This is a genomic window from Methanofollis fontis, assembly GCF_004297185.1.
Lineage (GTDB): Archaea > Halobacteriota > Methanomicrobia > Methanomicrobiales > Methanofollaceae > Methanofollis > Methanofollis fontis.
This window is the reverse complement of the sequence record NZ_PGCL01000001.1, coordinates 299,762-319,711: the sequence shown is the minus strand read 5'-3', so window position 1 is coordinate 319,711 and position 19,950 is coordinate 299,762. Positions and strand designations below refer to the sequence as shown.

Here is a 19,950-nt window from a genome sequence, read left to right as displayed (position 1 = left end):
ATGAAGGTCACGCTGCTCGGGACCGGGGACGCCATCGGGACGCCGAAGATCGGGTGCTCCTGCCCGGTCTGCACCGAGGCCCGCCGTTCCGGGCGGCAGCGCCTTCGTTCCACGGTGCTGGTCGAGATCGGCGATCGCACCATCCTGGTCGATACCGGCCCTGACCTGCGGGCGCAGCTCCTGGCGGCGGGATCGCCCCATATCGACGCCGTCATCTGGACCCACGGCCACTACGACCATTTCATGGGCTTCGGCGAGTTCTACCGGGTGCAGCGGATCCCGCCCGTGTACGCGGCCGCCGAAACGCTGGCGTCCACCACCCGGATCTTTTCATTCCTCTCCTTCACGGTGGAGGAGGCCGAACCCTATGTCTCCTTCGACCTCTTCGGCGCTGAGGTCACCCTCTTCCCGGTGCATCATCCCCCGATGCCGACCTTCGGCGTCCGGGTCGAGCATGAGGGGGCCGTGTTTGCCACCACATCTGACAGCAGCGCCCGCATCCCGGCCCGGAGCCTGGACCTCCTCGCCGGCGCCGACCTCCTGCTCCTGGACGCCATCGCCCCGCAGGGCTACACCATCAGCAAACACATGAGCTATGGCGAAGCCCTGGAATTGGCCGGGAGCCTCACACCCCGCACCTTCCGCTGCACCCATGCCAGCCACCTCATCCCCTGGGACACCCCCCATCTGGCGGCCGACATGGAGTCGTTCGATCTCTAACCTTTTCTCTCCCAGATATACGCCCCGACCACGCCGGCGGCCAGGATGAGCAGTCCGAGCCCGATGACCGGCAGGTCCAGCTGTGCCAGCAGGGAGAAGGAGAAGAGGATGCCGAGCACCGGCACGAAGGGGACGCCGGCAACCGTCCCCGGCACCCGGAAGGGCCGCACCGTTTCGGGCATCCGCCGGCGCAGCACGATCACGGTGGCGTTGATCACCATGAAGGTGAGGAAGAGGGCGAAGTTGGTGGCATTGGCGACATAGGCGATCCCGCCGGCGAAGAGAAAGACCGCAGACAGCGTTGCGGCGGTGAGGACGGCGATCCAGGGTGTCCCGAAACGGGGGTGCACCCTGGCGAGGGGGGCGGGCAGGGACCCGCCCTCCGCCATGCCGTAGGCGAGTCTGGACGCCGCCACGATCAGCAGCAGGGCGGTGTTGGCGGTCGCCACCAGTGCGACCAGGATGATGATTGTAAAGGCGCCTTCGCCCAGGACGGCGCCGGCGATCTCGGCAAAGGGCGCTGGCGAAGCCGCCAGGGCCTCCCAGCCGAGCACCGAGACGGCGCTGACCGTGACGAGCATATAGAGGGCGACCGCCACCGCCAGGGCCAGGATCACCGCTTTCGGTACCGTCCGTTCCGGATCCCTGGTCTCCTCGGCGAGTTTCACCATCTCCTCAAAGCCCATATAGGCGAAAAAGACGAGCGCCGCCGCCCTGAACACCCCGGAAAACCCGTTCGGCATCACCAGGTAGTCCACCGATCCGATATGCGGCAGCCCGATGATGATCACGAACACGATCCCGGCGGCCTCGATGAGGGTCATGGCAATCGCAAACAGGGCGGTCTCCCGGATCCCGCGGATGGCGAGCACCGTGATCCCGGCCACGAGGATGACGCCCCCTGCAATGACCGGGATCCCGGTGGCGCCAAAGAGGTAGCCGCCGAAACCGAGCGAGACCGTCGCCGTCGAGAGCACCCCGGTGGCCAGGATCAGCCAGCCGATCACAAACGCCCAGCGCCGCCCGAAGCCGCAGCGGACATAGTCGTACTCCGCCCCGGCCCGCGGGAACATCGAGGAGAGTTCTGCATACGAGAGCCCGGTGCATGCCGCCATCACGGCCGAGATGCCGAAGGCGAGCCAGACGGCGTTCCCGGCCAGGGCGGCTGCCTCGCCGAGGAGCGCATAGATCCCGGCGCCCAGGATGATCCCGACACCGGAGACGGTCACCTCCAGGAGCCCGAGTTCCCGCCGCAGTCCTTCTCCTGTCATCAGAGGGGGATCAATCCGCTCTGCTAATAATTCCTCCGCTTCCGCCCCCCCACTCGAACGGCCGGAAAAGGGCGGGGCGTCCTACCCATATCTATATACTCTCCTGCCCACCACGTATGAGTGCATGGACATCAAGATCCTTGAACGCGAAGGCGATATGGTGCGCATGGTCCTCAAGGGGCAGGGCCACACCTTCATGAACGCCCTCACCGAGGAGATCCTGGCCGATCCCACCGTGGATGTGGCAAAATACGTGATACAATACCAGTTCTCGGATCCCGAACTTCTGGTCACGACAAAGGGCGGTCGGGACCCGGTGACCGTGGTCATCGAGGCCTGCAACCGCATCACCGCCGTCTGCAACGACCTGATCGGGCAGGTCCAGGGGCTGTAATTCGCCCCCTCTTTCTTTTCTTTTCAGATTGTCTCGATCCCTTCCATTCCTGCCTGTAACTGATGGGGGGGATCATATGCTGCCGGACGTGCCGGAGCAGAAAAAAAGAGAGGGTCAGACCCGCTCGGTGAAGAGGATCGAACCGGAGATGCGTGAGATCTTCACCTTCACCGTCTGGCCCGGGCGGGCGTTGGAGACGTACATGATGTACTTCCCCATCTTCACCACGCCGTCGCCGCGCCGGGAGATGGACTCGATCTTCACGTCCAGGATCGATCCCTCCTCCAGGCGGGAGGACGACTCCTCGGTCTTTGCCCGCCGCTTTCTGACCGGGCGGTGGCCACCGCAGGCGTCGCAGCGGAGGATGAGCACCCGTCCGTCCTTGACCAGGCGGGTGTCCGGGCGGCCGCACTCCGAGCAGATCACATAATCGTCCACATATTTACGGATGGCCGAGGTGATCGAGGCCTCTTCGAACTTGCCGTTGAAGACGGCGCGGTTGCCCTCGATCTTTCCGGCCGTGCCGAGTTCACTGACGAGGTACTTCATCAGGTGGTCGGGCTCCCGCCTGATGTATTGTGCGATATCGATGAAATTGTCGATGACCGTTGTCTTGCCCTCGAGATAGATCTTCGCATCCGGAATATGGAACCGCTCAGCGGTGTCGCTGACCTCGGTGATATTGGAATATGCCTTCTTCAGCAATTCTTCGTAGGGATCTGCCATGTCCTATAGTATGGGAGGGATCGGATAAAAGGGATGGCGCCCGGGCACCCGGAGATGGATATAAAGGGGCGGCAGATCTATCAGTGTGTACATGCTCTCTGCCGAGGACCTCGCTTTCATCACCCGGACGCTGGGCCGTGATCTCACCGATGTGGAGGCGGCCTGCTTCGAGAACCTCTGGAGCGAACACTGCTCGTACCGCTCCACCCGCGCCCTTCTGAAGACCCTGCCGACCGAGGGGGAGAACGTCCTCCTGGGACCGGGCGACGATGCCGCCATCGTCCGGTTTTCCGACACCCTCGCCCTGGCCGTGGGGATGGAGAGTCACAATCACCCGAGCTATGTCGACCCCTATGACGGGGCGGCCACCGGCGTGGGCGGGATTGTGCGCGACGTCATCTCCATGGGGGCGCGGCCGATCGCCCTGATGGACCCGCTCTACTTCGGCGCCCTTGCCGAGGAGAAGACCCGCTACCTCTTCGAGCATGTCGTGGCCGGGATCGGCGACTACGGCAACTGCATCGGGGTGCCGGTGGTGCGGGGAGAGACGGTCTTCGACCCCTCCTATGGCGGCAACCCGCTGGTGAACGTCGTGTGCGTGGGCGTCGTGGACCCGGAGCGCTATCTCACCGCCCGGGTGAAGCGGCCCGGCAGCCGTTTCGTCCTCTTCGGCTCTGCGACCGGGAGGGACGGCCTCGGCGGCGCCTCGTTTGCCTCACGGGACCTTGCCGAGGACTCCGAGGCCGCCGACCGCCCGAGCGTCCAGATCGGTGACCCCTTCACCGAGAAGCTCCTCATCGAGGCGACGCTGGAGATGGCGGCGACCGGAACACTCCTCTCCTGCCGCGATCTCGGCGCCGCCGGGCTTGCGGGGGCGTCATCCGAGATGGCGAGCACCTTCGGGGCGCGGATCGCCGCCGACCGGGTCCACCTCAGGGAGAGCGGCATGAACCCGGTGGAGATCATGCTCGCCGAGTCGCAGGAGCGGATGCTTGTGGAGGTGCTGCCCGACGATGTCGCTGCCATCGGGGCGATCGCCGAGAAGTACGACCTCCGCTGGAGCGAGATCGGCGAGGTGATCGCAGAGCCGCGCTATATCGTGGAATATAACGGCGAGGTCGTCTGCGACCTCCCGATCGACCTCCTGGTCGGTGGGACGCCGGGATGCGCCCTGGAAAAACAGGCAAAGGAGTACGACGCCACCTACACCCCGCCTGCCGGTGACCTGAAGGCCCTTGCGCTTGCGGTGCTCTCCCACCCGGACATCGCTTCGAAGCGCTGGATCACCGAGCAGTACGACCACGACGTCCAGGTGCGCTCGGTCTCCCTCTCCCATGACGCCGCCGTGCTCAGGCTGGAGGATGCCGCCCTGGTGCTCTCCTGCGGCTGCAACCCCCGCCACATCGCCCTGCTCCCCCATGCCAACGCCGCCAACGCCGTCTACGAGAACGCCGCCAACCTCGCCTGCCTGGGGGCCGAACCGCTGGCCATCGTCAACTGCCTGAACTTTGCAAGCCCACTCCACCCCGAGGTCTTCTGGGAGATGGAGCAGGCCGTGCTCGGCCTCGGCGATATGGCGCGGGCGCTGGCGACGCCGGTGGTCGGCGGGAACGTCTCGCTCTACAACGAGTCCGACGAGTACGGCACCGAGATCCGGCCCACCCCCTCGATCGGCATGGTCGGGAAGGGCCCGCTGTGCCGCTGGACCCGTCCCGCCGCCGGCGACCTGCTGGCCGTCGTCGGTGCGGAGGGCGCCCACCTGGGCGGTTCGGTGCTCGATGCCCTGACCGGCTGCGGCGGCGAGGCGCCCCCGATGGCCGACCCCTCGATCCTCTCCCTGATCCGGGAGCGGGTGCGGGGCGGCGCCTTCACCGGCATCACCGACATCTCCAGGGGCGGTCTCTGCGCCGCCCTCGCCAAACTCGCCCCCGATGCAGAGGTGACCCTCGAGGGCGACGCCGTCACCGCCCTCTTCTCCGAGACCTGCGGGCGGTTCCTGGTCGGAGTGACAGACGAATCGGCGCTTGCAGGGCTTCCCGCCCGGATCATCGGCCGGGTCGGCGGCGAGGGGCTCCGCATCACCGCCGGGGCGGAGGGCGTCACCCTCTCCCCCGAGGAGATCGAGTTCTCCCTTTCCTCGATCACGCGCCAGATGCGCTTCTGATCAGGCGGATGAGGGGTTCTGCCCCCTTTCCCCCACTGAGGTCCCGCTCCGGGACATGGACGCTGCCGACGACATCCATACCTCGCCCCCGCAATCGATCGGTCAGCATCTCCAGGGTGTCACCCGGCATCCCGCCGCTCGTCGCAAAGGCGATCGCCTGTTTTCCCTCACCGTTCCGCAGGGCGCTCACGATGGCGTTTGCCGCCGGTGTGGGCTTGAACGCCCAGACCGGCGTCCCGACGGCGACGAGGTCGTAGCCGCTCACATCGATCTCCGCCGGATCGATCTCGCCCTCCTCCCCTTTCCGCGCCCGCGGGATCCCGCGGATATACATCATCGCCCGAGAGTAGTCGGCGCGGTCCTTCACCTCGATGAGGTCGGCACCGGTCGCCTTCGCCGCTGCCCGGGCCAGGATACGGGTGTTTCCGGTCGCCGAATAGAAAATGATGCAGGTCGTCATGTATGAGGGGTGGACGCCATCGGATATGGTTCTGCTGGATGCGGCGGGGGTGCAAACTGTTGATCTCCTGGATCTTTCAGGAAAGGAGCGTCCTTTTCCTCGCCCGGTGGCGGCGATGATCGACCAGGACCAAAAAAAGAAATGGATTATTTGTTCTGGAACTGCGGCATCAGCGCCCGGATCTGGGCCCCGACCTGCTCGATCTCGTGCTCCTCGTCGGCGCGGGTGAGGGCGTTGAAGACCGGGCGGCGGGTCATGTTCTCCAGGATCCACTCCTTTGCAAATCGGCCGTCCTGGATCTCCTCCAGGATCTCCTGCATCGCCGCATAGGACTCCGGCCCGATGACGCGCGGGCCGCGGGTGATGTCACCGTACTGGGCGGTGTTGGAGATGGAGTCGCGCATCTTCGTGAACCCGCCCTCATAGATCAGGTCCACGATCAGCTTCAGCTCGTGGAGCACCTCGAGATATGCCATCTCCGGGGCATACCCGTTTGCGACCAGGGTCTCGAAACCGGCCCGCACCAGCGCCGTGCAGCCGCCGCAGAGCACCGCCTGCTCGCCGAAGAGGTCGGTCTCGGTCTCCTCCCTGAAGGAGGTCTCGAAGACGGCGGCGCGGGTGGCGCCGATCCCCTTCGCATAGGCGAGGGCGATCGCCTTGGCGTCGCCGGTGGCGTCCTGCTCCACGGCGATGAGCGCCGGCACGCCCTTGCCCTCCTCATAGGTCCGCCGCACCATGTGGCCCGGCCCCTTCGGCGCCACCATCACCACGTTCACGTCCGGCGGGGGGACGATCTGCCCGTAGAGGATGTTGAAGCCGTGGGAGAACATCAGGGTCTTGCCCTTCACGAGCCCCTGCCTGATGGACTCCTGGTAGATCGCCGCCTGGTTCTCGTCAGGAAGGAGTACCTGAATGATGTCGGCTGCCTGTGCGGCTTCCGCCACCTGGAAAACCTCAAAGCCGTCCTTAATCGCGGTTTCCCAGCTTTTGCCTGGTCTCACCCCGATGATCACGTCACACCCCGAGTCCCGCAGGTTCAGGGCCTGTCCTCGCCCCTGCGACCCGAAGCCGATGACCGCGATCCTTTTTCCGGCCAGCACGCCCATGTCGGCGTCGGCATCAAAATACTTCTCGACCATACGATACCAGCATTATGTGATAACGAAGTTCATAAATAATTATAGGGGAAACCTAATTCCATTCTAATTCCGGTGCCTTGATAGGTTGTTCGGCGCCGGAACGACGATAATTCGTCCCAGTCATTGAGGTTTAGATACATGGAACTGCCTGACGTTCAGTCGACCACACCTGATGTCCGCATCAACCTGACGAGGGTCGGCGTAAAAAATGTAAAGAAACTGGTTGAAGTCACCCGTCCCGGCAAACGCCCGGTCATTTTTATCTCGAATTTCGATGTCTTCGTCGACCTTCCCGGGAGCCTGAAGGGTGCAAACCTCTCCCGCAACTTCGAGGTGATCGATGAGGTGCTGCAGGAGGCGATCAACGGTGAAGTCAATGAGATAGAACAGCTCTGCAGTGTTGTTGCACGCAAACTCCTCGACCACCACGAGTATGCCGACCGGACCGAGGTGAAGATGCGCAGCCAGTTCATGATCCGCCGGGAGACCCCGGTCTCGCAGACGAGCTGCCACGAGGTGGTGAAGGTGCATGCCCGCGCCATCGCCAAGCGCACCGGTCACGCCCCGATCATCAGAAAGATCATCGGTGCCGAGGTGACCGGCATGACCGCCTGTCCGTGTGCACAGGACATCGTCAAGGACCATGCCACCAAGGTGATGCAGAACCTCGATATCCCGAAGGACAAGATCGACGCCTTCTTCGAGGAGGTGCCGATGGCCACCCACAACCAGCGTGGCCGCGGTTTCCTTTCCATCGAGACCGACGACGACCAGCACGTCTCCCTGGAGGCGATCATCGCCGTGCTCAAGGACTCGATGAGCGCCCGCATCTATGAGCTCCTCAAACGCGGCGACGAGAACTATGTGGTGATGCAGGCCCACCGGAACCCGCGGTTTGTCGAGGACTGTGTCCGTGAGATGGCCCGGCATGTCGTCGCCGGTTTCGGCAACCTGCCCGGCGATTCGATCATCCTGATCCGCCAGACCAACGAGGAGAGCATCCACCAGCACGATGCCTATGCCGAGCGCAAGGCCACTCTGGCCGAACTGATCAACGAACTGAACGGGGAATAACCCCGTAGTTTTTTTCGGGCTGAAATTTTTTCACGCCGCGCTTCCCCCCCTCCGGATCGGTAGATCCGGTTTGTTTAACCCGATTACCCCTTTCTTCGGCACAGATGTTAAATATGGCCATATTGTGGGTAATTTTGGCTGTTTTTTGCGGTATATGTGGATAAAATGCGGCCAATATAATGAAAAATTAATAATTAATCTCCTCCCAGTGATCGGAGCATCCTCTTCGAATAAAATGAATGGAAGGGTCTTTTGATCGGTGTTAAAGCGAAAGGTATAACTAAAAACGTGAGATAACTCCATCAGACGTACTTCTGTGGTACGTGTCACACCTATTGCACAGGTTCGAAGTGGTATCGCTGGTTGAACAACCCAAACCATAATGAGGCGATATATTTGTCGAAAGTTGTAGAGATTTCCCCAACGACGAGACACGAGGGACACACGAAACTCGTTCTCAAGATAAACGACGACGGCATCGTCGAGCGTGGTGATTGGCTCAGCCTGACTCCCGTCAGGGGTATCGAGAAACTCGCCATCGGCAAGTCGATGCACCAGGTGCCCAAGATCGCATCCCGCGTCTGTGGTATCTGTCCGATTGCCCACACACTCGCCGGTACTGAAGCGATGGAGGCATCTATCGGATGTGAAGTCCCCGAGGACGCAATGCTCCTCCGGTACATCCTCCAGTGCGCAAACAGGCTGCACTCGCACGCCCTGCACAACATCCTCTCCCTGCCCGACATGTACATTCCGGGCACGGACACGAAGATCAACCCGTTCTCGGCTGAGGAGCCGGTGCGCTCGGTCGCTCTGCGGATCCAGAAGCTCCGTGAAGTCGGCCAGACCATCGGCGAGATCGTCGGCGGCGAGGCGGTGCACCCGTCCAACCCCCGCATCGGCGGTATGTACAAGAACATCAGCCCGCGGGCCAAGCAGAAGGTCTATGACCTCGCCAAGGAGGCCCTGCCCCTTGCACGCGAGCAGATGGAGTTCATGATCGCCGTCTTCAACAACTTCCAGAACCGTGACACCGTTGAGGTTGGCGGTATGGAAGTGCCGGTGCCCGACACCTTTGGTTTCCACAACCAGGGCTACATGGCCACCGCTCCGATGTACGGCAGCAGCAGCCTGGATGAGAACCCGACCTGGTTCCCGGAGCGCTGGACCGAGGTCCGCCCCTGGGACTGGTACATGGGTGAGACCGAGATCGACTACGAGGAGCCGAACTACCCGGTCGGCGGCACCACCCCGGCAGGCTCCAAGGCCTGGCCGCAGATGGAGGCCTGCATGGGCGTGCCCCTGTATGACGGTCAGCCGGTCGAGGTCGGGCCGCGTGCCCGTCTTGTCCAGTTCAAGAACTTCGACAAGAAGGGAGCCATGGGCCTGCAGATTGCACGGCAGATGGAATACATGGAGTGCCTCTACGGTATGATGGAGGCTGCCGACGCCCTCGACACCTCCGGCAAGGTCATTGCCGACGAGATCCCGCAGGGCGACGGAACCCTTGGCTGGGCGGCAAACGAGGCCCCGCGTGGAACCGATGTCCACCTCGCAAAGGTCAAGGACGGCAAGGTCGGCTGGTACTCGCTGCTCGTCCCGACCACCTGGAACTTCCCGACCTGCAGCCGTGCCCTCGAGGGCGCACCCTGGCAGCTTGCTGAGGTCATTGTGCGTGCATATGATCCGTGTGTTTCATGTGCGACCCACATGCTGGTGGTCGACGAGGACAAGAGGATAGTGGCCCAGAAACTCATCGAATGAGCGGTATACACGCATGCTGTTCCAGGAAATCGTGATTGTGGGGTGCGGAAACCCCCTCTTCGCCGATGACGGCTTTGGCCCTGCGGTGGTCGAGGAACTTCAGAAGCTCGACCTTCCGGAGAATGTCAAGGTAATCGATGGAGGACTCGGCGGACCGCACTACCTGTTTACCCTGATGGCTCAGTCAGACGAACCGGTGAAGAAACTGGTGATCGTTGATATTGCTGAATTCGGTGCAGAACCGGGCACACTCGTCCGTCTTACACCGGATGACCTTCCTCCGGGAAGCTACCGGGACGTCCACTCATGGAATCTGGTCGAACCGCTCCAGATGCTCAAGGAACGGGTCGACATCACGATTATTGGATGTCAGCCAAAGCGCGTTACCGAACCCAATTTCGAATTGGGGCTCACAGATGAGGTAAATTTGGCCATTCCCAAAGCAGTACGTCATGTACTCAAAGAAATTGGGGTGGATTATGGGGCTACTATCAAAATTAAAGGAGATCTTCGGGAAGAAGGAGTCACCCAGGCCTGAGGAGCCCGTTCCTGCACCGAAACCGGCGGCGGTACCCGCAGCCGGGGCGGAGCAGACTCCCGCTGAGGAAAAGGGCTCGGTGAAATGGGTGAAAAAGCCTGCTCCGACCCCCGCTCCGAGGCCTGCATCCGTCAAAGAGGCCCGGCAGGCGCCTGCCGGAACGCCTGCCGAATCGGTTGAGGCGCCGGAAGAGACTGCTCAACCGGCACCCAGACCCGATGTGAAGCCTTCTGAGATCGAAGTGGAAGAAAAGGTTGAAAATACAAAGGAGGAAAAGCCTGTGGTAGAGAAAATTACCGTTGGGCACGTGCACCTGAGTGGCTGTACCGGGTGTCTTGTGTCCTTTGCAGACAACTACGAAGGACTCTTCAAAATACTTGACAACTACGCGGAACTTGTCTACGCACTGACCCTCGTAGATGTCAGGCATGTCCCAGAGATGGACGTCGCCCTCGTCGAGGGATCGGTCTGTCTGCAGGACAAGAGTTCTGTCGATGAAATCAAGGAGACCAGGGAGAAGGCGAAGGTCGTCGTCGCCCTCGGCGGCTGTGCGGCATACGGGAACATCACCCGCTTCGCCCGCGGTGGCCAGTGGAACCAGCCGCAGATGGAGTCATATGTGCCCATCGGCGAGCTGATCGATGTTGACCTCTACATCCCCGGCTGTGCGCCGACCCCGCAGCAGATCAGGAACGTCGCCATCATGGCATACCTGCTGCTGAAGGGCACCGACGAGCAGAAGGAGCTCGCAACGGCATACCTCAAGCCGCTCATGGATCTTGCCAAGCGCGGCGACGAGGCCTGCGGCTGCGACCTGATGTATGACGTGATCAACCAGGGCCTCTGCATGGGCTGCGGTACCTGTGCCGCCGCCTGTCCGGTCCGTGCGATCACGATCGAATACGGCAAGCCGAATGTCGACCGCGACCTCTGCATCAAGTGCGGCGCCTGCTATGCACAGTGCCCGAGGAGCTTCTTCAACTTCGATGTGATGAACGAGTTCGAGGGCATTACCGAACTCATCAAAGGAGTCATGGAGTGAGGTGAAGTAAATGGTACTCGGTAACTACAAGTCTGTTGTTGCTGCACGCAGCGCTGACAAGGAAATCCTGAAGGGAGCCCAGGACGGCGGTATTGTCACCCAGCTCTTCGCGTATGCACTCGAAGAGGGGATCATCGACGGCGCCATCGTCGCAGGGCCGTCCGACGAGCCCTGGAAGCCCGAACCGGTCGTTGCCACGACCAAGGCCGAGCTTCTTGCGGCACGCGGCACGAAATATAACCTCTCCCCGAACGTCGCCCTCCTGAAGGAGGCGACCCGCAGCTACGGTCTCGACAAGGTTGGTATTGTCGGCACCCCCTGCCAGATGCAGGCGGTCCGCAAGGCCCAGCTCTACCCGATCGGGATGCGCGACGTCCCCGACAAGATCGCCCTGGCCATCGGCATCTTCTGCATGGAGAACTTCTCCTACCAGTCGATCGAGGCGATCGTCGAGGACCACTGCAACCAGAAACTCGAGTCTGTCACCAAGATGGACATCGGCAAGGGCAAGTTCTGGGCCTACACCGAGCGCGGTGCGGTCTCCCAGATCCCGCTCAAGATCACCCACAAGTACGAGCAGCCCGGCTGCCACGTCTGCCTGGACTATGTCTCCAACCTGGCCGATGTCTCGACCGGATCGGTCGGCGCCCCGGACGGCTGGAGCACGGTCTTTGTCAGGACGGCTGTCGGCGATGATGTCTGGGCCAAGGCGATCGCCGCCGGCTGCTTCGAGACCAAGGACATCGCCGATGTCAAGCCCGGTCTGGACCTCGTGACCAAGCTCGCCACCGAGAAGATCACGAAGAACCAGAAGACCCTGGACGCCCGTGCAACCTTCGGTGTCGGTAAGGGTCTCCGGAACCCCTACCTCTAAACCCACCATATTTTTGCACGTCTCTGGGTGGGCCGGAAGAATGCCCCGGCACTTCTTCCGTTTTGCCGCTACAGGGAATCGATAAATTGGTTAATTCCCGATTTCTGTTCTTAAATATCCGTGATACTCGCCTGGATCGCCTTCTGCTCTGAGGAAAGGATTTATAGGATCGCCCTGATAGTATCTTCCGGGGGACGTATGAACGAGGCGATAACATTTGAGGAACTTGCGGAGATGAACCTGTTCGAGGGGATCGCCGCCCTGTCGCTGATCCGGAGGGGAGACCTGACACTGCGTGTCGGGGACCGGACTGCCGGACGGGCGCAGGTAGAAAAAATGATGAAGGACCTCCTGAGGGTCCTTGAGGGCCGGGACCCGATGGTGATGACGGCCTGAAGGTCAGGCGTACACGGTCACCGGGTCGATGGCGGCGTCGATGAGGAGGTCGAAATCGAGGGTGTCGAGCCAGCCCGCCTGCTCGAACATGCTCATAAAGCAGACGCCGATCCGCCGGGCCTCCGGGTGCCGCGCCAGCATCTCTGCCGCCGCTCCGGCCTCCACCGGAATGTTGGGCATCGCAAGTCCCCCCATGATCACTGCCACCGCCGGTGAGAGGGACGCCGGTGCATCGCCGATCTGCATCCCGACATCTTTTTCAGCACGGATCGTCCGGGCCTTCTCTTCGTCCAGGTAGGGGACGAAGACCTGTTCATAGGGGAGGTCGCGGGTGGCGAAGGCGAGCAGCTCGATGAATGGCGTACAGGTGCCCGGACAACCGTAATAGACGATCTGGGCGCCGTCGGGGAGGGCGGCACCCTTCAGCCATGCCTTGAAGGGCCTGAGCATGCCGGGCACGCCTTTGAGGCGTTCTTTCTCTTCCATGGGATAGCATGTCCCCGGCGAGGCTTAAGTGTGATCCCCTCCCCAGAACCCTTTTTATGGGGAGTGCCGAAGGATGATCTGTGGGAATGAAACGACTCATCCGTCCGCGGGACGACCGCATCATTGCAGGGGTCTGCAGCGGCATCGCCCGCTACCTGGAGATCGATCCGACGGTGGTCCGGGTGCTCTGGGCGCTCTTTGCCCTTCTGGGTTTTGTGGTCACCGGCGTTGCTGCCTATCTCATCGCCTGGTTCCTGATCCCGGAAGAGGAGGAGGGCGTGATCGATGCCGAGTTCAGTGTGCAGGAGGAGAGGGAAGGGCAGTGATCAGGGTCCCTCCTGATCAACCCGGGCTCTGCCGGTCCATTTTCCTGAACAGCCAGTTCCGGTAGACGATCGGTGTGATCACCGTTGTAATCAGGCTCATCAGTACGATCGCCACATAGATCCCACCCTCCAGCAGCCCCAGGTTCAGCCCGATGAGGGCGACGATCATCGCCACCTCGCCCCGCGGCCCCATGCCGAAGCCGACGGCCAGGGAGTCGTGCACCGACATCCCCTGCAGGCGGGCCGGTATGCCGCACCCGGCGACCTTGGTGATCACCGCCACCAGCGTCAGCAGCACCAGGAGGAGCATGATGTCGGGGGTGAGTGCCGTGATGTCGACCAGGATGCCCAGGGAGACGAAAAAGATCGCTGCGAAGATGATATGCAGGTACTCGGCCCCCTCCTTGAGGTCGTGGGAATGGGTCAGGTCCACCCCCCTGAAGGACATGCCGGCGATAAACGCCCCGATGATCGCCGATATCCCGACGGCCTCCGCTCCCATGGCGAAGAGGAAGGCGAACATCATCGCCGTGATGAACACGAACTCGGGGTAGCGCTGTGCGAAGGGGAGGCGGTCCACCCGCTCCAGCATGGGGGCGAAAAAGCGGATGCCGGCATATCCGGCGATCAGGATGAAGGCAACGTCCTTGGCGACGACGGTGCCGACCGAGAGGAGGGAGAAGGTGCCCGAGACCACGTCCACCGTGATCGAGAGGGCCATCAGGGAGAGGACGTCGTCGATCACCGCCGTTCCGATGATCGCCCGGGCGACCGGGGTGCTCAGCATCCCCATCTCGCGGAGCACGTTGGCGGTGATGGCGATGCTGGTGGCGGTCATCGCCGTCCCGATAAAGACCGCACTCGAAAATCCGTAGCCGAGCGCCAGGGTCAGCCAGTAGCCGCCGAACCAGGGGACGATCACCCCCGCAAGAGCGATCACCGCATATCTGACGTCCAGGATGTCGCGGAGGTTGAACTCAAGCCCGATGACGAAGAGCAGGATGACGGCGCCGAGTGCGGCCAGACTGGCGACAAAATCGGTGTAGGTGATCAGCCCGAGCAGACTCGGGCCGACGACGATCCCGACCAGGATCTCACCAATGACTGCCGACTGGTCGAGGCGTGAGGCCACAAGGTAGCCCGCAAGGGCGATGAAGAGGAGGAGGCTCATCTGGAACTCGATCGAGGTGACGATCTCTGTGCTCATGCAGGGGGTGGATGTCTCGCCGGGGTTATCAAGGGATCGGATCAGAAGTATTATATTGCATCTTAATTATTATTGGATGAGAATGCCCCTCCCCCCCGGGAAAGAGGTCTCCCTCAACCTCTTTGTCCTTTTCCTCTTCATCTGCTCACTCGGGGCGATCCAGTTTTTCAATCCTGCGGCTGCCCATTTTCTTGGCGAAATGATCGCCGTTGTCATTTCTGGTGTTATATTTGTCACAGCCTGGAATGTCAGGCGTTTTCAGAAGAACGATTTTCTGGTCAGTCTCGGGATCGGCTTTCTCTTTGTCAGCGTCCTCAGAATGGCCCATTCGATCTCTGTTCTCCCAGAACCCCTGGTGTCGTCGGCCTTCATGCTGAATGCGGGTTTTGGGTGGGCGGCGGTGGGGGTTGAGGCCGCAACCTTTCTCATCGCCCTCTCGATGACCGGCAAGAAGGGGGCGGAATGGCAGATCTTCGGGATGTTGATGGCGCTCTCCGGTGTCATGCTCCTCATCCCGTTCGTGTCACCGCCTGCCCCCATGCTGATCCCTCTTGCCGGTGTCGTCGTTGCCTGCGCCTTCGCCCTCTCCGGCTACCTTTTCTGGAAGCGGCGGGACGAGTTCGATGCCTGGGTGCTCGGATACCTGATCGCCGCCATATTCCTCCTCCTTCTCTCCGGAGTATCCGTTATGATCTTCCCGGTGCTCTCCGCATCCGCCGGCACCGTGCTGGAGATCGGGGCATTTGCATTTGTCTACTGTGCAATCATTGAGACCGGTCTCCAGAGACCGTATGCCCTGATCTTCCGGAACCTCTCCAGGGCCGAGGCCGAGGCGCGGGACGAGCGGGACCGGGCGCAGAACTACCTGGATATTGCGGCGGTGATCATCCTGGTGCTCGACCTGCAGGGGCGTGTGCTCCTGATCAACTGCGAGGGCGAACGCCTGATCGGGTGCACCCAGGAGGAGGTGATCGGCACCGACTGGGTGGCATCATATGTCCCGGAGGCGGACCGGGCGGGGGTGCGCTCGATGATCGCCTCGATCGACACCGGCATCTCCGATGCCCTGGTCCACGAGAACGAGATCGTCGGGGCGGACGGGGCGGTGCGACGCATCCTGTGGAGAAACGCTGTATTGGAGAACGAAAACGGACGGACGGTTGGTGTACTGGCGTCGGGCGCCGATGTCACCGAGGAATACCTGGCAAAGGAGGCGCTGGCGCAGGCGAACCGGAAACTCGCCCTGCTCACCTCGATCACCCGCCACGATATCCTCAACCGCCTGATGGCCCTGGACGGTTACCTGGATCTGGCGGAGAATATGGGTGTATCCTCTCCGTATGTTGAAAAAGCGCATCTTATGGCCTCAGGCATCGAGCAAGACCTCAGGTTCACCTCCGAATACCAGCAGATGGGCAATACCCCGCCGGTCTGGCAGGAACCCGGCGCCCTGATCCGCTCCTGTGCGGCCCTGAACGGGGTGAACGCCCTGGTGAACGCCGACCTGAACGGGGTGCGCGTCTATGCCGATCCCATGCTCGAGAAGGTGTTCTGCAACCTGATCACCAATGCCCTCAACCACGGTGGGGAGGTCTCGGCGATCCGTTTCTCGAGCGTCGTGCGTGACGGCACCCTGGTGATCCGCTGCGAGGACGACGGCGTCGGTGTGCCCCCGGACGAGAAGGAGGCGATTTTCAGGGCTGGATTTGGCAAAAATCAGGGATATGGCCTGTTCCTCATCCGGGAGATCCTGGGGATCACCGACATCACGATCACCGAGACCGGCAGGGCGGGTTTCGGTGCCTGTTTCGAGATCGCAGTTCCCCCCGGCAGGTTCAGGATGTGATCCCCTTCACCCTGCCCAGTCCGGGTTTTCCCTGAGAAACACCCGTTCTTTTTCTTCCATCTCCTCTGCACTCAGCGATGCGGGCATGTGGATGCAGCGGTGCTCGGTGAAGACGCCGCAGGAGAAGGCTCCCTGCCGTTCGTCTGCCCTGCATGCCCCGTAGGTGCCGGCATCGATGTCATGGTAGACGTGCTGGAGGCCGCGGCTCTCCGCCTCTGCCTTTGCTTTTTTCCAGGATTCGGCCATCACTCCCACCTCGCCCTCCCCCTATATTTCTGTTTGTGCGAGGATCTGCCGGCAGGTGCCCCTCCGCCCCACATGGCAGACCGCCCCCCTGCGCACCGCAAAGGAATGGGGAAGCGAAAACCGGGTGTCTGCATCCCCCGCCTCTCCGGCGCCCAGGGTGATGTGCGGGCTGTAGCGTTCCCGTGCGGAGTGATCCAGGAAATGCTGCACATACCCGGCCATATGGGCATCTGACTCCTCTCCTCTGCCAGTACAGAGCGCAGGGGGTTCAAATGCCCGGATCGCCTCCAGGCCGTCGACGATCTCCTGGTGGAGGGCGAGAAGGGGGGGGGCGGGTTCGAGGTCGAAGCCTGAAACGGCGTGTCCGGCGCCGGTCACGACCGTGGAAATGCGGGAGATTGTCAGGTGGAGGGGGGCGCATCTCTCCAGAGCGGAAGAGAGCACCTCCGCTGCCTCTGATACTCTTCCTTGTTCCAGGGGGGCCATGGCAAGGGTGATGTGGGGAAGACAGCGCTGTGTGCCGAGCAGGATGGAGCGGTCGCCTGAACGGTTGCTGATCAGGGCGTTAAGTCTCCGGGTCTCCCCGGCAACCCCATCAGGGAGGAGCAGCGCGAGGTCGACGGCGATGATGCGGTGCGGTGCCATATCTGAGGGTGGTCGTTGGGGGGGAAGATGCTGTCGCCCCCCGCCCCGTCAGAAAGGTTTTTGGGTGGTGGCGTATAACGGGGATCTACGTCCTGATATTCTGCATTTCTGTTTTACTCTCTGTGATGTTTTTCCGGAAGTGCATGATGTTAGTGATGGGAGTAACACTATGCAGACCAGCAGGTTGTACGTCGGTAATCTCAATTACGCGACCACCGAAGAGCAGCTCGGCGAGCTGTTTGCGAGCTATGGAGATGTAACGTCCGTCCGTGTCCTCGAGAGGAAAGGCTTCGGCTTTGTCGAGTTTGCCACCGTTGAGGAAGCGGAGAAGGCGATGGCCGCACTCAATGAGACCGAGTTCATGGGGCGCACCCTCAGGATCGACGAGGCCCGGCCCCCGAAGCCCAGAACCGAATTCCGCAGATACTAAATTTTTGAAGCGGCGGATTGCACCGCCAGTCTTCTTTTTGTGGCAGGGAAAACAGTAAGATGTCTGACCCTGCATACTCTGTATGACTATTGCAGCACCCGGCAACACTGTTCTCCTGCATTACACCGGAACCCTCGACGACGGCACCATCTTCGACTCCTCCCGCGAGCGCGACCCCCTGCGGTTCACCATCGGGCGGGGTGAGGTGATTCCGGGTTTTGAGGAGGCCGTCATCGGTATGGCGGTCGGGGAAAGAAAGACCTTCACCATCCCGTCCGATGCGGCCTACGGCCCGCAGCGTGATGACCTGGTGATGGTGGTCGGGCGCGAGCAGTTCCCGCCGGAGATCGAGTTCGCCGTCGGGCAGCAGTACCCGGTCGAGGTGGCGGAGGGGCAGGTGGTGATGGTCACCGTGACCGCCCTCACTGAAGAGGCGGTCACCCTGGACGCCAACCATCCCCTGGCCGGCAGGGACCTCACCTTTGCCATCGAGGTCGTGGCGGTGGAAGAGGGGAGCGGGGAGTAGGTATTCCTTCACCCCCCGGTATCACGAGCCATATTCGACGCATTCTCCAGATACCTTAATACCGGCCGCCCCGAATACGCAATGCGTGTACGGGACCTACGGTTTCGCCTTCCACATAGAGAAAGACGGTTTTTCCATCGAGGTAAACCAGGAAAACGGGATATATGTCTACCGCAGGAGCCTGGACGGCAGCAGCGCCGAGCGGAAACTCGTCTCCTCGGGCGGGCGTGTGATCGTCAATCCCGTCGAACCCCTCAACCTGCCGCGGGAGGTCTCCCGCCACCTGATTGTAGAGTTTGAACCGGTATCGATCGAGCCCGGGGCACAGGAGACGGTCTATCTCACCTTCCCGATCGAGGTGGCCGTATTCGTGGCGGCGAAAGGTAACTATGAGGTGCTGGATATTTTCTCCTGGAACCGGCAGAAGTATACCCTCTACGGTTCGCCGGACCGCGGGTTGATCGCCCGCTGGTGGGGGAGTCAGGTTGCCTTCTCCCCGCCCCTCGTCGACCCCCGTCGCGAGGGGCTGCTCTCCCTCACCATCACCAATGCCACAAATGCCTGGGTGGATGTCTCCCGCGTGGTGCTCGAGGGCTACGGGATGAAGATCTTCTATGACGACTCTGCCTCCATACGGGCATGGATGCGGATCTCCAGCTCGATGGTGGCGGAAACCGGCTGCCATGACGCCCCGTATCGGGATGGGCAGCGCAAGTCACTCGAACTCTATACGGCGCGTTCGATCCCGGGAATCGAGCGTTCCCGGTTTTTGATGGACCAGGGGATCTAGGAGATGAACCCCCTGAACTTCAGCCTGGATGCGCCGGTCACCTCCGTTTCGGCGATCACCTGGGGGCACCTGATCTATGTCTGCCTGCTCGTGGCGGCGGCGGCGGTGATCTCGCGGGTGCTGACCATCTACCTGAAAAAGAGCCTGACCGACAAGATCAAGCGCAACCAGCTCGACATCCTCCTGAAGGCGGTCAACTACGGTATTGCCATCATCGCCTTTCTGATCATCCTCCCCTACTTTGAGGTGGACCTGAGCGGTCTGCTGGTGGCGGGCGGGTTCGCCTCGATCGTCATCGGTATCGCGAGCCAGTCGGTGATTGGCAACCTGGTCTCGGGTATATTTCTCATTGTCGAGCGCCCCATCGCCATCGGGGATAACATCAATATCGGCGGCACCAGCGGGAATGTCACCGACATCAACATCTTCTCGACGATCATCAAGACCTATGACGGTATCTATGTGCGGATCCCGAATGAAACGGTCTTTACCTCTGATATTACAAACTATGTCGCCCATGTGGCGCGGCGGTTCGAGTACACGGTCGGGATACCGTATGCCGCCGACGCCCCGCAGGCGATCCGGATCATCAGGCAGGTGATATGGGACCATCCCCTGGCCCTGTGCGAACCGGGGCCGTCGGTCTTTGTGGACGAACTCGGGGATAATGCGGTGAATATCAAGGTGCGGGTCTGGGCCCCGTCGTCCGACTGGTGGGAGGTGCGGACCGAACTCCTCTGGACGATCAAGGCCGAACTCCAGAAGAACGGCATCGAGATACCCTTCCCGCAGCGGGAGGTCTGGTTCCGGAACGACCTTGGAGGACGGATCACTGTCCTTCAGGAGGGTGAAGGGCCGATGCCGCCCGGTGAGAAAACATGAGGAT

23 protein-coding genes are annotated in these 19,950 nt (G+C 61.7%); 15 read left to right on the top strand and 8 right to left on the bottom strand.

What is annotated here, in order from left to right; all coding sequences use genetic code 11:
* On the top strand, window positions 1-720 hold the full coding sequence (locus tag CUJ86_RS01565) for an MBL fold metallo-hydrolase (protein ID WP_130645805.1): 720 nt from the start codon (window positions 1-3) through the stop codon (window positions 718-720).
* On the opposite strand, the gene CUJ86_RS01560 is transcribed toward CUJ86_RS01565, so the two are convergent.
* Entirely contained in the window at window positions 717-1,991 is a 1,275-nt protein-coding gene (locus CUJ86_RS01560; RefSeq protein ID WP_130645804.1) for an APC family permease, read from the bottom strand. The two genes, CUJ86_RS01565 and CUJ86_RS01560, sit on opposite strands and share 4 nt — an antisense overlap.
* Window positions 1,992-2,115: 124 nt before the next feature.
* Here CUJ86_RS01560 and CUJ86_RS01555 point away from each other — a divergent pair, with 124 nt between their 5' ends.
* On the top strand, window positions 2,116-2,385 hold the full coding sequence (locus tag CUJ86_RS01555) for a DNA-directed RNA polymerase subunit L (RefSeq protein ID WP_130645803.1): 270 nt from the start codon (window positions 2,116-2,118) through the stop codon (window positions 2,383-2,385).
* A 114-nt stretch (window positions 2,386-2,499) separates the two neighbouring features.
* Here CUJ86_RS01555 and CUJ86_RS01550 read toward each other — a convergent pair whose 3' ends face one another.
* Window positions 2,500-3,111, bottom strand: a complete 612-nt coding sequence (locus CUJ86_RS01550) for a translation initiation factor IF-2 subunit beta (RefSeq protein ID WP_130645802.1) — start codon at window positions 3,109-3,111, stop codon at window positions 2,500-2,502.
* 91 nt (window positions 3,112-3,202) lie between these two features.
* On the opposite strand from CUJ86_RS01550, the gene purL reads away from it, so the two are divergent.
* Complete coding sequence (gene purL, locus CUJ86_RS01545) at window positions 3,203-5,275, top strand: phosphoribosylformylglycinamidine synthase subunit PurL (protein ID WP_130646203.1); 2,073 nt, start codon at window positions 3,203-3,205, stop codon at window positions 5,273-5,275.
* Here purL and CUJ86_RS01540 read toward each other — a convergent pair.
* Complete coding sequence (locus CUJ86_RS01540; RefSeq protein ID WP_130645801.1) at window positions 5,253-5,735, bottom strand: flavodoxin family protein; 483 nt, start codon at window positions 5,733-5,735, stop codon at window positions 5,253-5,255. The genes purL and CUJ86_RS01540 overlap by 23 nt on opposite strands.
* A gap of 146 nt (window positions 5,736-5,881) precedes the next feature.
* Complete coding sequence (ilvC, locus tag CUJ86_RS01535; RefSeq protein WP_130645800.1) at window positions 5,882-6,874, bottom strand: ketol-acid reductoisomerase; 993 nt, start codon at window positions 6,872-6,874, stop codon at window positions 5,882-5,884.
* A 138-nt stretch (window positions 6,875-7,012) separates the two neighbouring features.
* Between ilvC and mptA the strand changes: the two genes are divergently transcribed.
* From mptA to CUJ86_RS01505, 6 genes are all read left to right on the top strand, one after another.
* Window positions 7,013-7,948: a GTP cyclohydrolase MptA gene (gene mptA / locus CUJ86_RS01530; RefSeq protein WP_130645799.1), complete on the top strand. Its 936-nt coding sequence runs from the start codon at window positions 7,013-7,015 to the stop codon at window positions 7,946-7,948.
* Window positions 7,949-8,344: 396 nt separating this feature from the next.
* A complete protein-coding gene (gene frhA / locus CUJ86_RS01525; RefSeq protein ID WP_130645798.1) occupies window positions 8,345-9,712 on the top strand; it encodes a coenzyme F420 hydrogenase subunit alpha in 1,368 nt (455 codons plus the stop codon).
* A gap of 13 nt (window positions 9,713-9,725) precedes the next feature.
* A complete protein-coding gene (gene frhD, locus CUJ86_RS01520) occupies window positions 9,726-10,250 on the top strand; it encodes a coenzyme F420-reducing hydrogenase, FrhD protein (protein ID WP_130645797.1) in 525 nt (174 codons plus the stop codon).
* A gap of 280 nt (window positions 10,251-10,530) precedes the next feature.
* Window positions 10,531-11,292, top strand: a complete 762-nt coding sequence (gene frhG, locus CUJ86_RS01515; protein ID WP_207231369.1) for a coenzyme F420 hydrogenase subunit gamma — start codon at window positions 10,531-10,533, stop codon at window positions 11,290-11,292.
* Between the two features lie 10 nt (window positions 11,293-11,302).
* Window positions 11,303-12,166 carry a coenzyme F420 hydrogenase subunit beta gene (gene frhB / locus CUJ86_RS01510; protein ID WP_130645796.1) on the top strand — a complete coding sequence of 288 codons (864 nt, stop codon included), beginning with the start codon at window positions 11,303-11,305 and terminating at the stop codon, window positions 12,164-12,166.
* A gap of 198 nt (window positions 12,167-12,364) precedes the next feature.
* Window positions 12,365-12,562 (top strand): hypothetical protein, encoded by a 198-nt coding sequence (locus CUJ86_RS01505; protein ID WP_130645795.1) that lies wholly within the window; start codon window positions 12,365-12,367, stop codon window positions 12,560-12,562.
* 3 nt (window positions 12,563-12,565) lie between these two features.
* Here CUJ86_RS01505 and CUJ86_RS01500 read toward each other — a convergent pair whose 3' ends face one another.
* Window positions 12,566-13,048 carry a DUF2124 domain-containing protein gene (locus CUJ86_RS01500; protein WP_130645794.1) on the bottom strand — a complete coding sequence of 161 codons (483 nt, stop codon included), beginning with the start codon at window positions 13,046-13,048 and terminating at the stop codon, window positions 12,566-12,568.
* Between the two features lie 86 nt (window positions 13,049-13,134).
* Here CUJ86_RS01500 and CUJ86_RS01495 point away from each other — a divergent pair, with 86 nt between their 5' ends.
* Window positions 13,135-13,374, top strand: coding sequence for a PspC domain-containing protein (locus tag CUJ86_RS01495; protein WP_130645793.1), 240 nt, complete (start codon window positions 13,135-13,137; stop codon window positions 13,372-13,374).
* 16 nt (window positions 13,375-13,390) lie between these two features.
* On the opposite strand, the gene CUJ86_RS01490 is transcribed toward CUJ86_RS01495, so the two are convergent.
* On the bottom strand, window positions 13,391-14,581 hold the full coding sequence (locus tag CUJ86_RS01490; protein ID WP_130645792.1) for a cation:proton antiporter: 1,191 nt from the start codon (window positions 14,579-14,581) through the stop codon (window positions 13,391-13,393).
* A gap of 76 nt (window positions 14,582-14,657) precedes the next feature.
* Between CUJ86_RS01490 and CUJ86_RS01485 the strand changes: the two genes are divergently transcribed.
* A complete protein-coding gene (locus CUJ86_RS01485) occupies window positions 14,658-16,427 on the top strand; it encodes an MASE3 domain-containing protein (protein WP_165394725.1) in 1,770 nt (589 codons plus the stop codon).
* Window positions 16,428-16,433: 6 nt separating this feature from the next.
* On the opposite strand, the gene CUJ86_RS01480 is transcribed toward CUJ86_RS01485, so the two are convergent.
* Window positions 16,434-16,673: a hypothetical protein gene (locus CUJ86_RS01480; RefSeq protein WP_130645790.1), complete on the bottom strand. Its 240-nt coding sequence runs from the start codon at window positions 16,671-16,673 to the stop codon at window positions 16,434-16,436.
* A 21-nt stretch (window positions 16,674-16,694) separates the two neighbouring features.
* Window positions 16,695-17,318 (bottom strand): 2'-5' RNA ligase family protein, encoded by a 624-nt coding sequence (locus CUJ86_RS01475; protein ID WP_130645789.1) that lies wholly within the window; start codon window positions 17,316-17,318, stop codon window positions 16,695-16,697.
* A 169-nt stretch (window positions 17,319-17,487) separates the two neighbouring features.
* Between CUJ86_RS01475 and CUJ86_RS01470 the strand changes: the two genes are divergently transcribed.
* From CUJ86_RS01470 to CUJ86_RS01455, 4 genes are all read left to right on the top strand, one after another.
* Window positions 17,488-17,748 (top strand): RNA recognition motif domain-containing protein, encoded by a 261-nt coding sequence (locus tag CUJ86_RS01470; protein ID WP_130645788.1) that lies wholly within the window; start codon window positions 17,488-17,490, stop codon window positions 17,746-17,748.
* Window positions 17,749-17,830: 82 nt separating this feature from the next.
* Complete coding sequence (locus CUJ86_RS01465) at window positions 17,831-18,274, top strand: FKBP-type peptidyl-prolyl cis-trans isomerase (protein ID WP_130645787.1); 444 nt, start codon at window positions 17,831-17,833, stop codon at window positions 18,272-18,274.
* Window positions 18,275-18,359: 85 nt separating this feature from the next.
* A complete protein-coding gene (locus CUJ86_RS01460; protein ID WP_165394724.1) occupies window positions 18,360-19,064 on the top strand; it encodes a DUF432 domain-containing protein in 705 nt (234 codons plus the stop codon).
* 3 nt (window positions 19,065-19,067) lie between these two features.
* Complete coding sequence (locus CUJ86_RS01455) at window positions 19,068-19,946, top strand: mechanosensitive ion channel family protein (protein ID WP_130645785.1); 879 nt, start codon at window positions 19,068-19,070, stop codon at window positions 19,944-19,946.
* The last annotated feature ends 4 nt before the right edge of the window (window positions 19,947-19,950 follow it).

Coding starts and splice junctions, on each gene's coding strand:
- CUJ86_RS01565 (WP_130645805.1), top strand. CDS start 1: ATGAAGGTCACGCTGCTCGGGACCGGGGACGCCATCGGGACGCCGAAG.
- CUJ86_RS01560 (WP_130645804.1), bottom strand. CDS start 1,991: ATGACAGGAGAAGGACTGCGGCGGGAACTCGGGCTCCTGGAGGTGACC.
- CUJ86_RS01555 (WP_130645803.1), top strand. CDS start 2,116: ATGGACATCAAGATCCTTGAACGCGAAGGCGATATGGTGCGCATGGTC.
- CUJ86_RS01550 (WP_130645802.1), bottom strand. CDS start 3,111: ATGGCAGATCCCTACGAAGAATTGCTGAAGAAGGCATATTCCAATATC.
- purL (WP_130646203.1), top strand. CDS start 3,203: ATGCTCTCTGCCGAGGACCTCGCTTTCATCACCCGGACGCTGGGCCGT.
- CUJ86_RS01540 (WP_130645801.1), bottom strand. CDS start 5,735: ATGACGACCTGCATCATTTTCTATTCGGCGACCGGAAACACCCGTATC.
- ilvC (WP_130645800.1), bottom strand. CDS start 6,874: ATGGTCGAGAAGTATTTTGATGCCGACGCCGACATGGGCGTGCTGGCC.
- mptA (WP_130645799.1), top strand. CDS start 7,013: ATGGAACTGCCTGACGTTCAGTCGACCACACCTGATGTCCGCATCAAC.
- frhD (WP_130645797.1), top strand. CDS start 9,726: ATGCTGTTCCAGGAAATCGTGATTGTGGGGTGCGGAAACCCCCTCTTC.
- frhB (WP_130645796.1), top strand. CDS start 11,303: ATGGTACTCGGTAACTACAAGTCTGTTGTTGCTGCACGCAGCGCTGAC.
- CUJ86_RS01505 (WP_130645795.1), top strand. CDS start 12,365: ATGAACGAGGCGATAACATTTGAGGAACTTGCGGAGATGAACCTGTTC.
- CUJ86_RS01500 (WP_130645794.1), bottom strand. CDS start 13,048: ATGGAAGAGAAAGAACGCCTCAAAGGCGTGCCCGGCATGCTCAGGCCC.
- CUJ86_RS01495 (WP_130645793.1), top strand. CDS start 13,135: ATGAAACGACTCATCCGTCCGCGGGACGACCGCATCATTGCAGGGGTC.
- CUJ86_RS01490 (WP_130645792.1), bottom strand. CDS start 14,581: ATGAGCACAGAGATCGTCACCTCGATCGAGTTCCAGATGAGCCTCCTC.
- CUJ86_RS01485 (WP_165394725.1), top strand. CDS start 14,658: ATGAGAATGCCCCTCCCCCCCGGGAAAGAGGTCTCCCTCAACCTCTTT.
- CUJ86_RS01480 (WP_130645790.1), bottom strand. CDS start 16,673: ATGGCCGAATCCTGGAAAAAAGCAAAGGCAGAGGCGGAGAGCCGCGGC.
- CUJ86_RS01475 (WP_130645789.1), bottom strand. CDS start 17,318: ATGGCACCGCACCGCATCATCGCCGTCGACCTCGCGCTGCTCCTCCCT.
- CUJ86_RS01470 (WP_130645788.1), top strand. CDS start 17,488: ATGCAGACCAGCAGGTTGTACGTCGGTAATCTCAATTACGCGACCACC.
- CUJ86_RS01465 (WP_130645787.1), top strand. CDS start 17,831: ATGACTATTGCAGCACCCGGCAACACTGTTCTCCTGCATTACACCGGA.
- CUJ86_RS01455 (WP_130645785.1), top strand. CDS start 19,068: ATGAACCCCCTGAACTTCAGCCTGGATGCGCCGGTCACCTCCGTTTCG.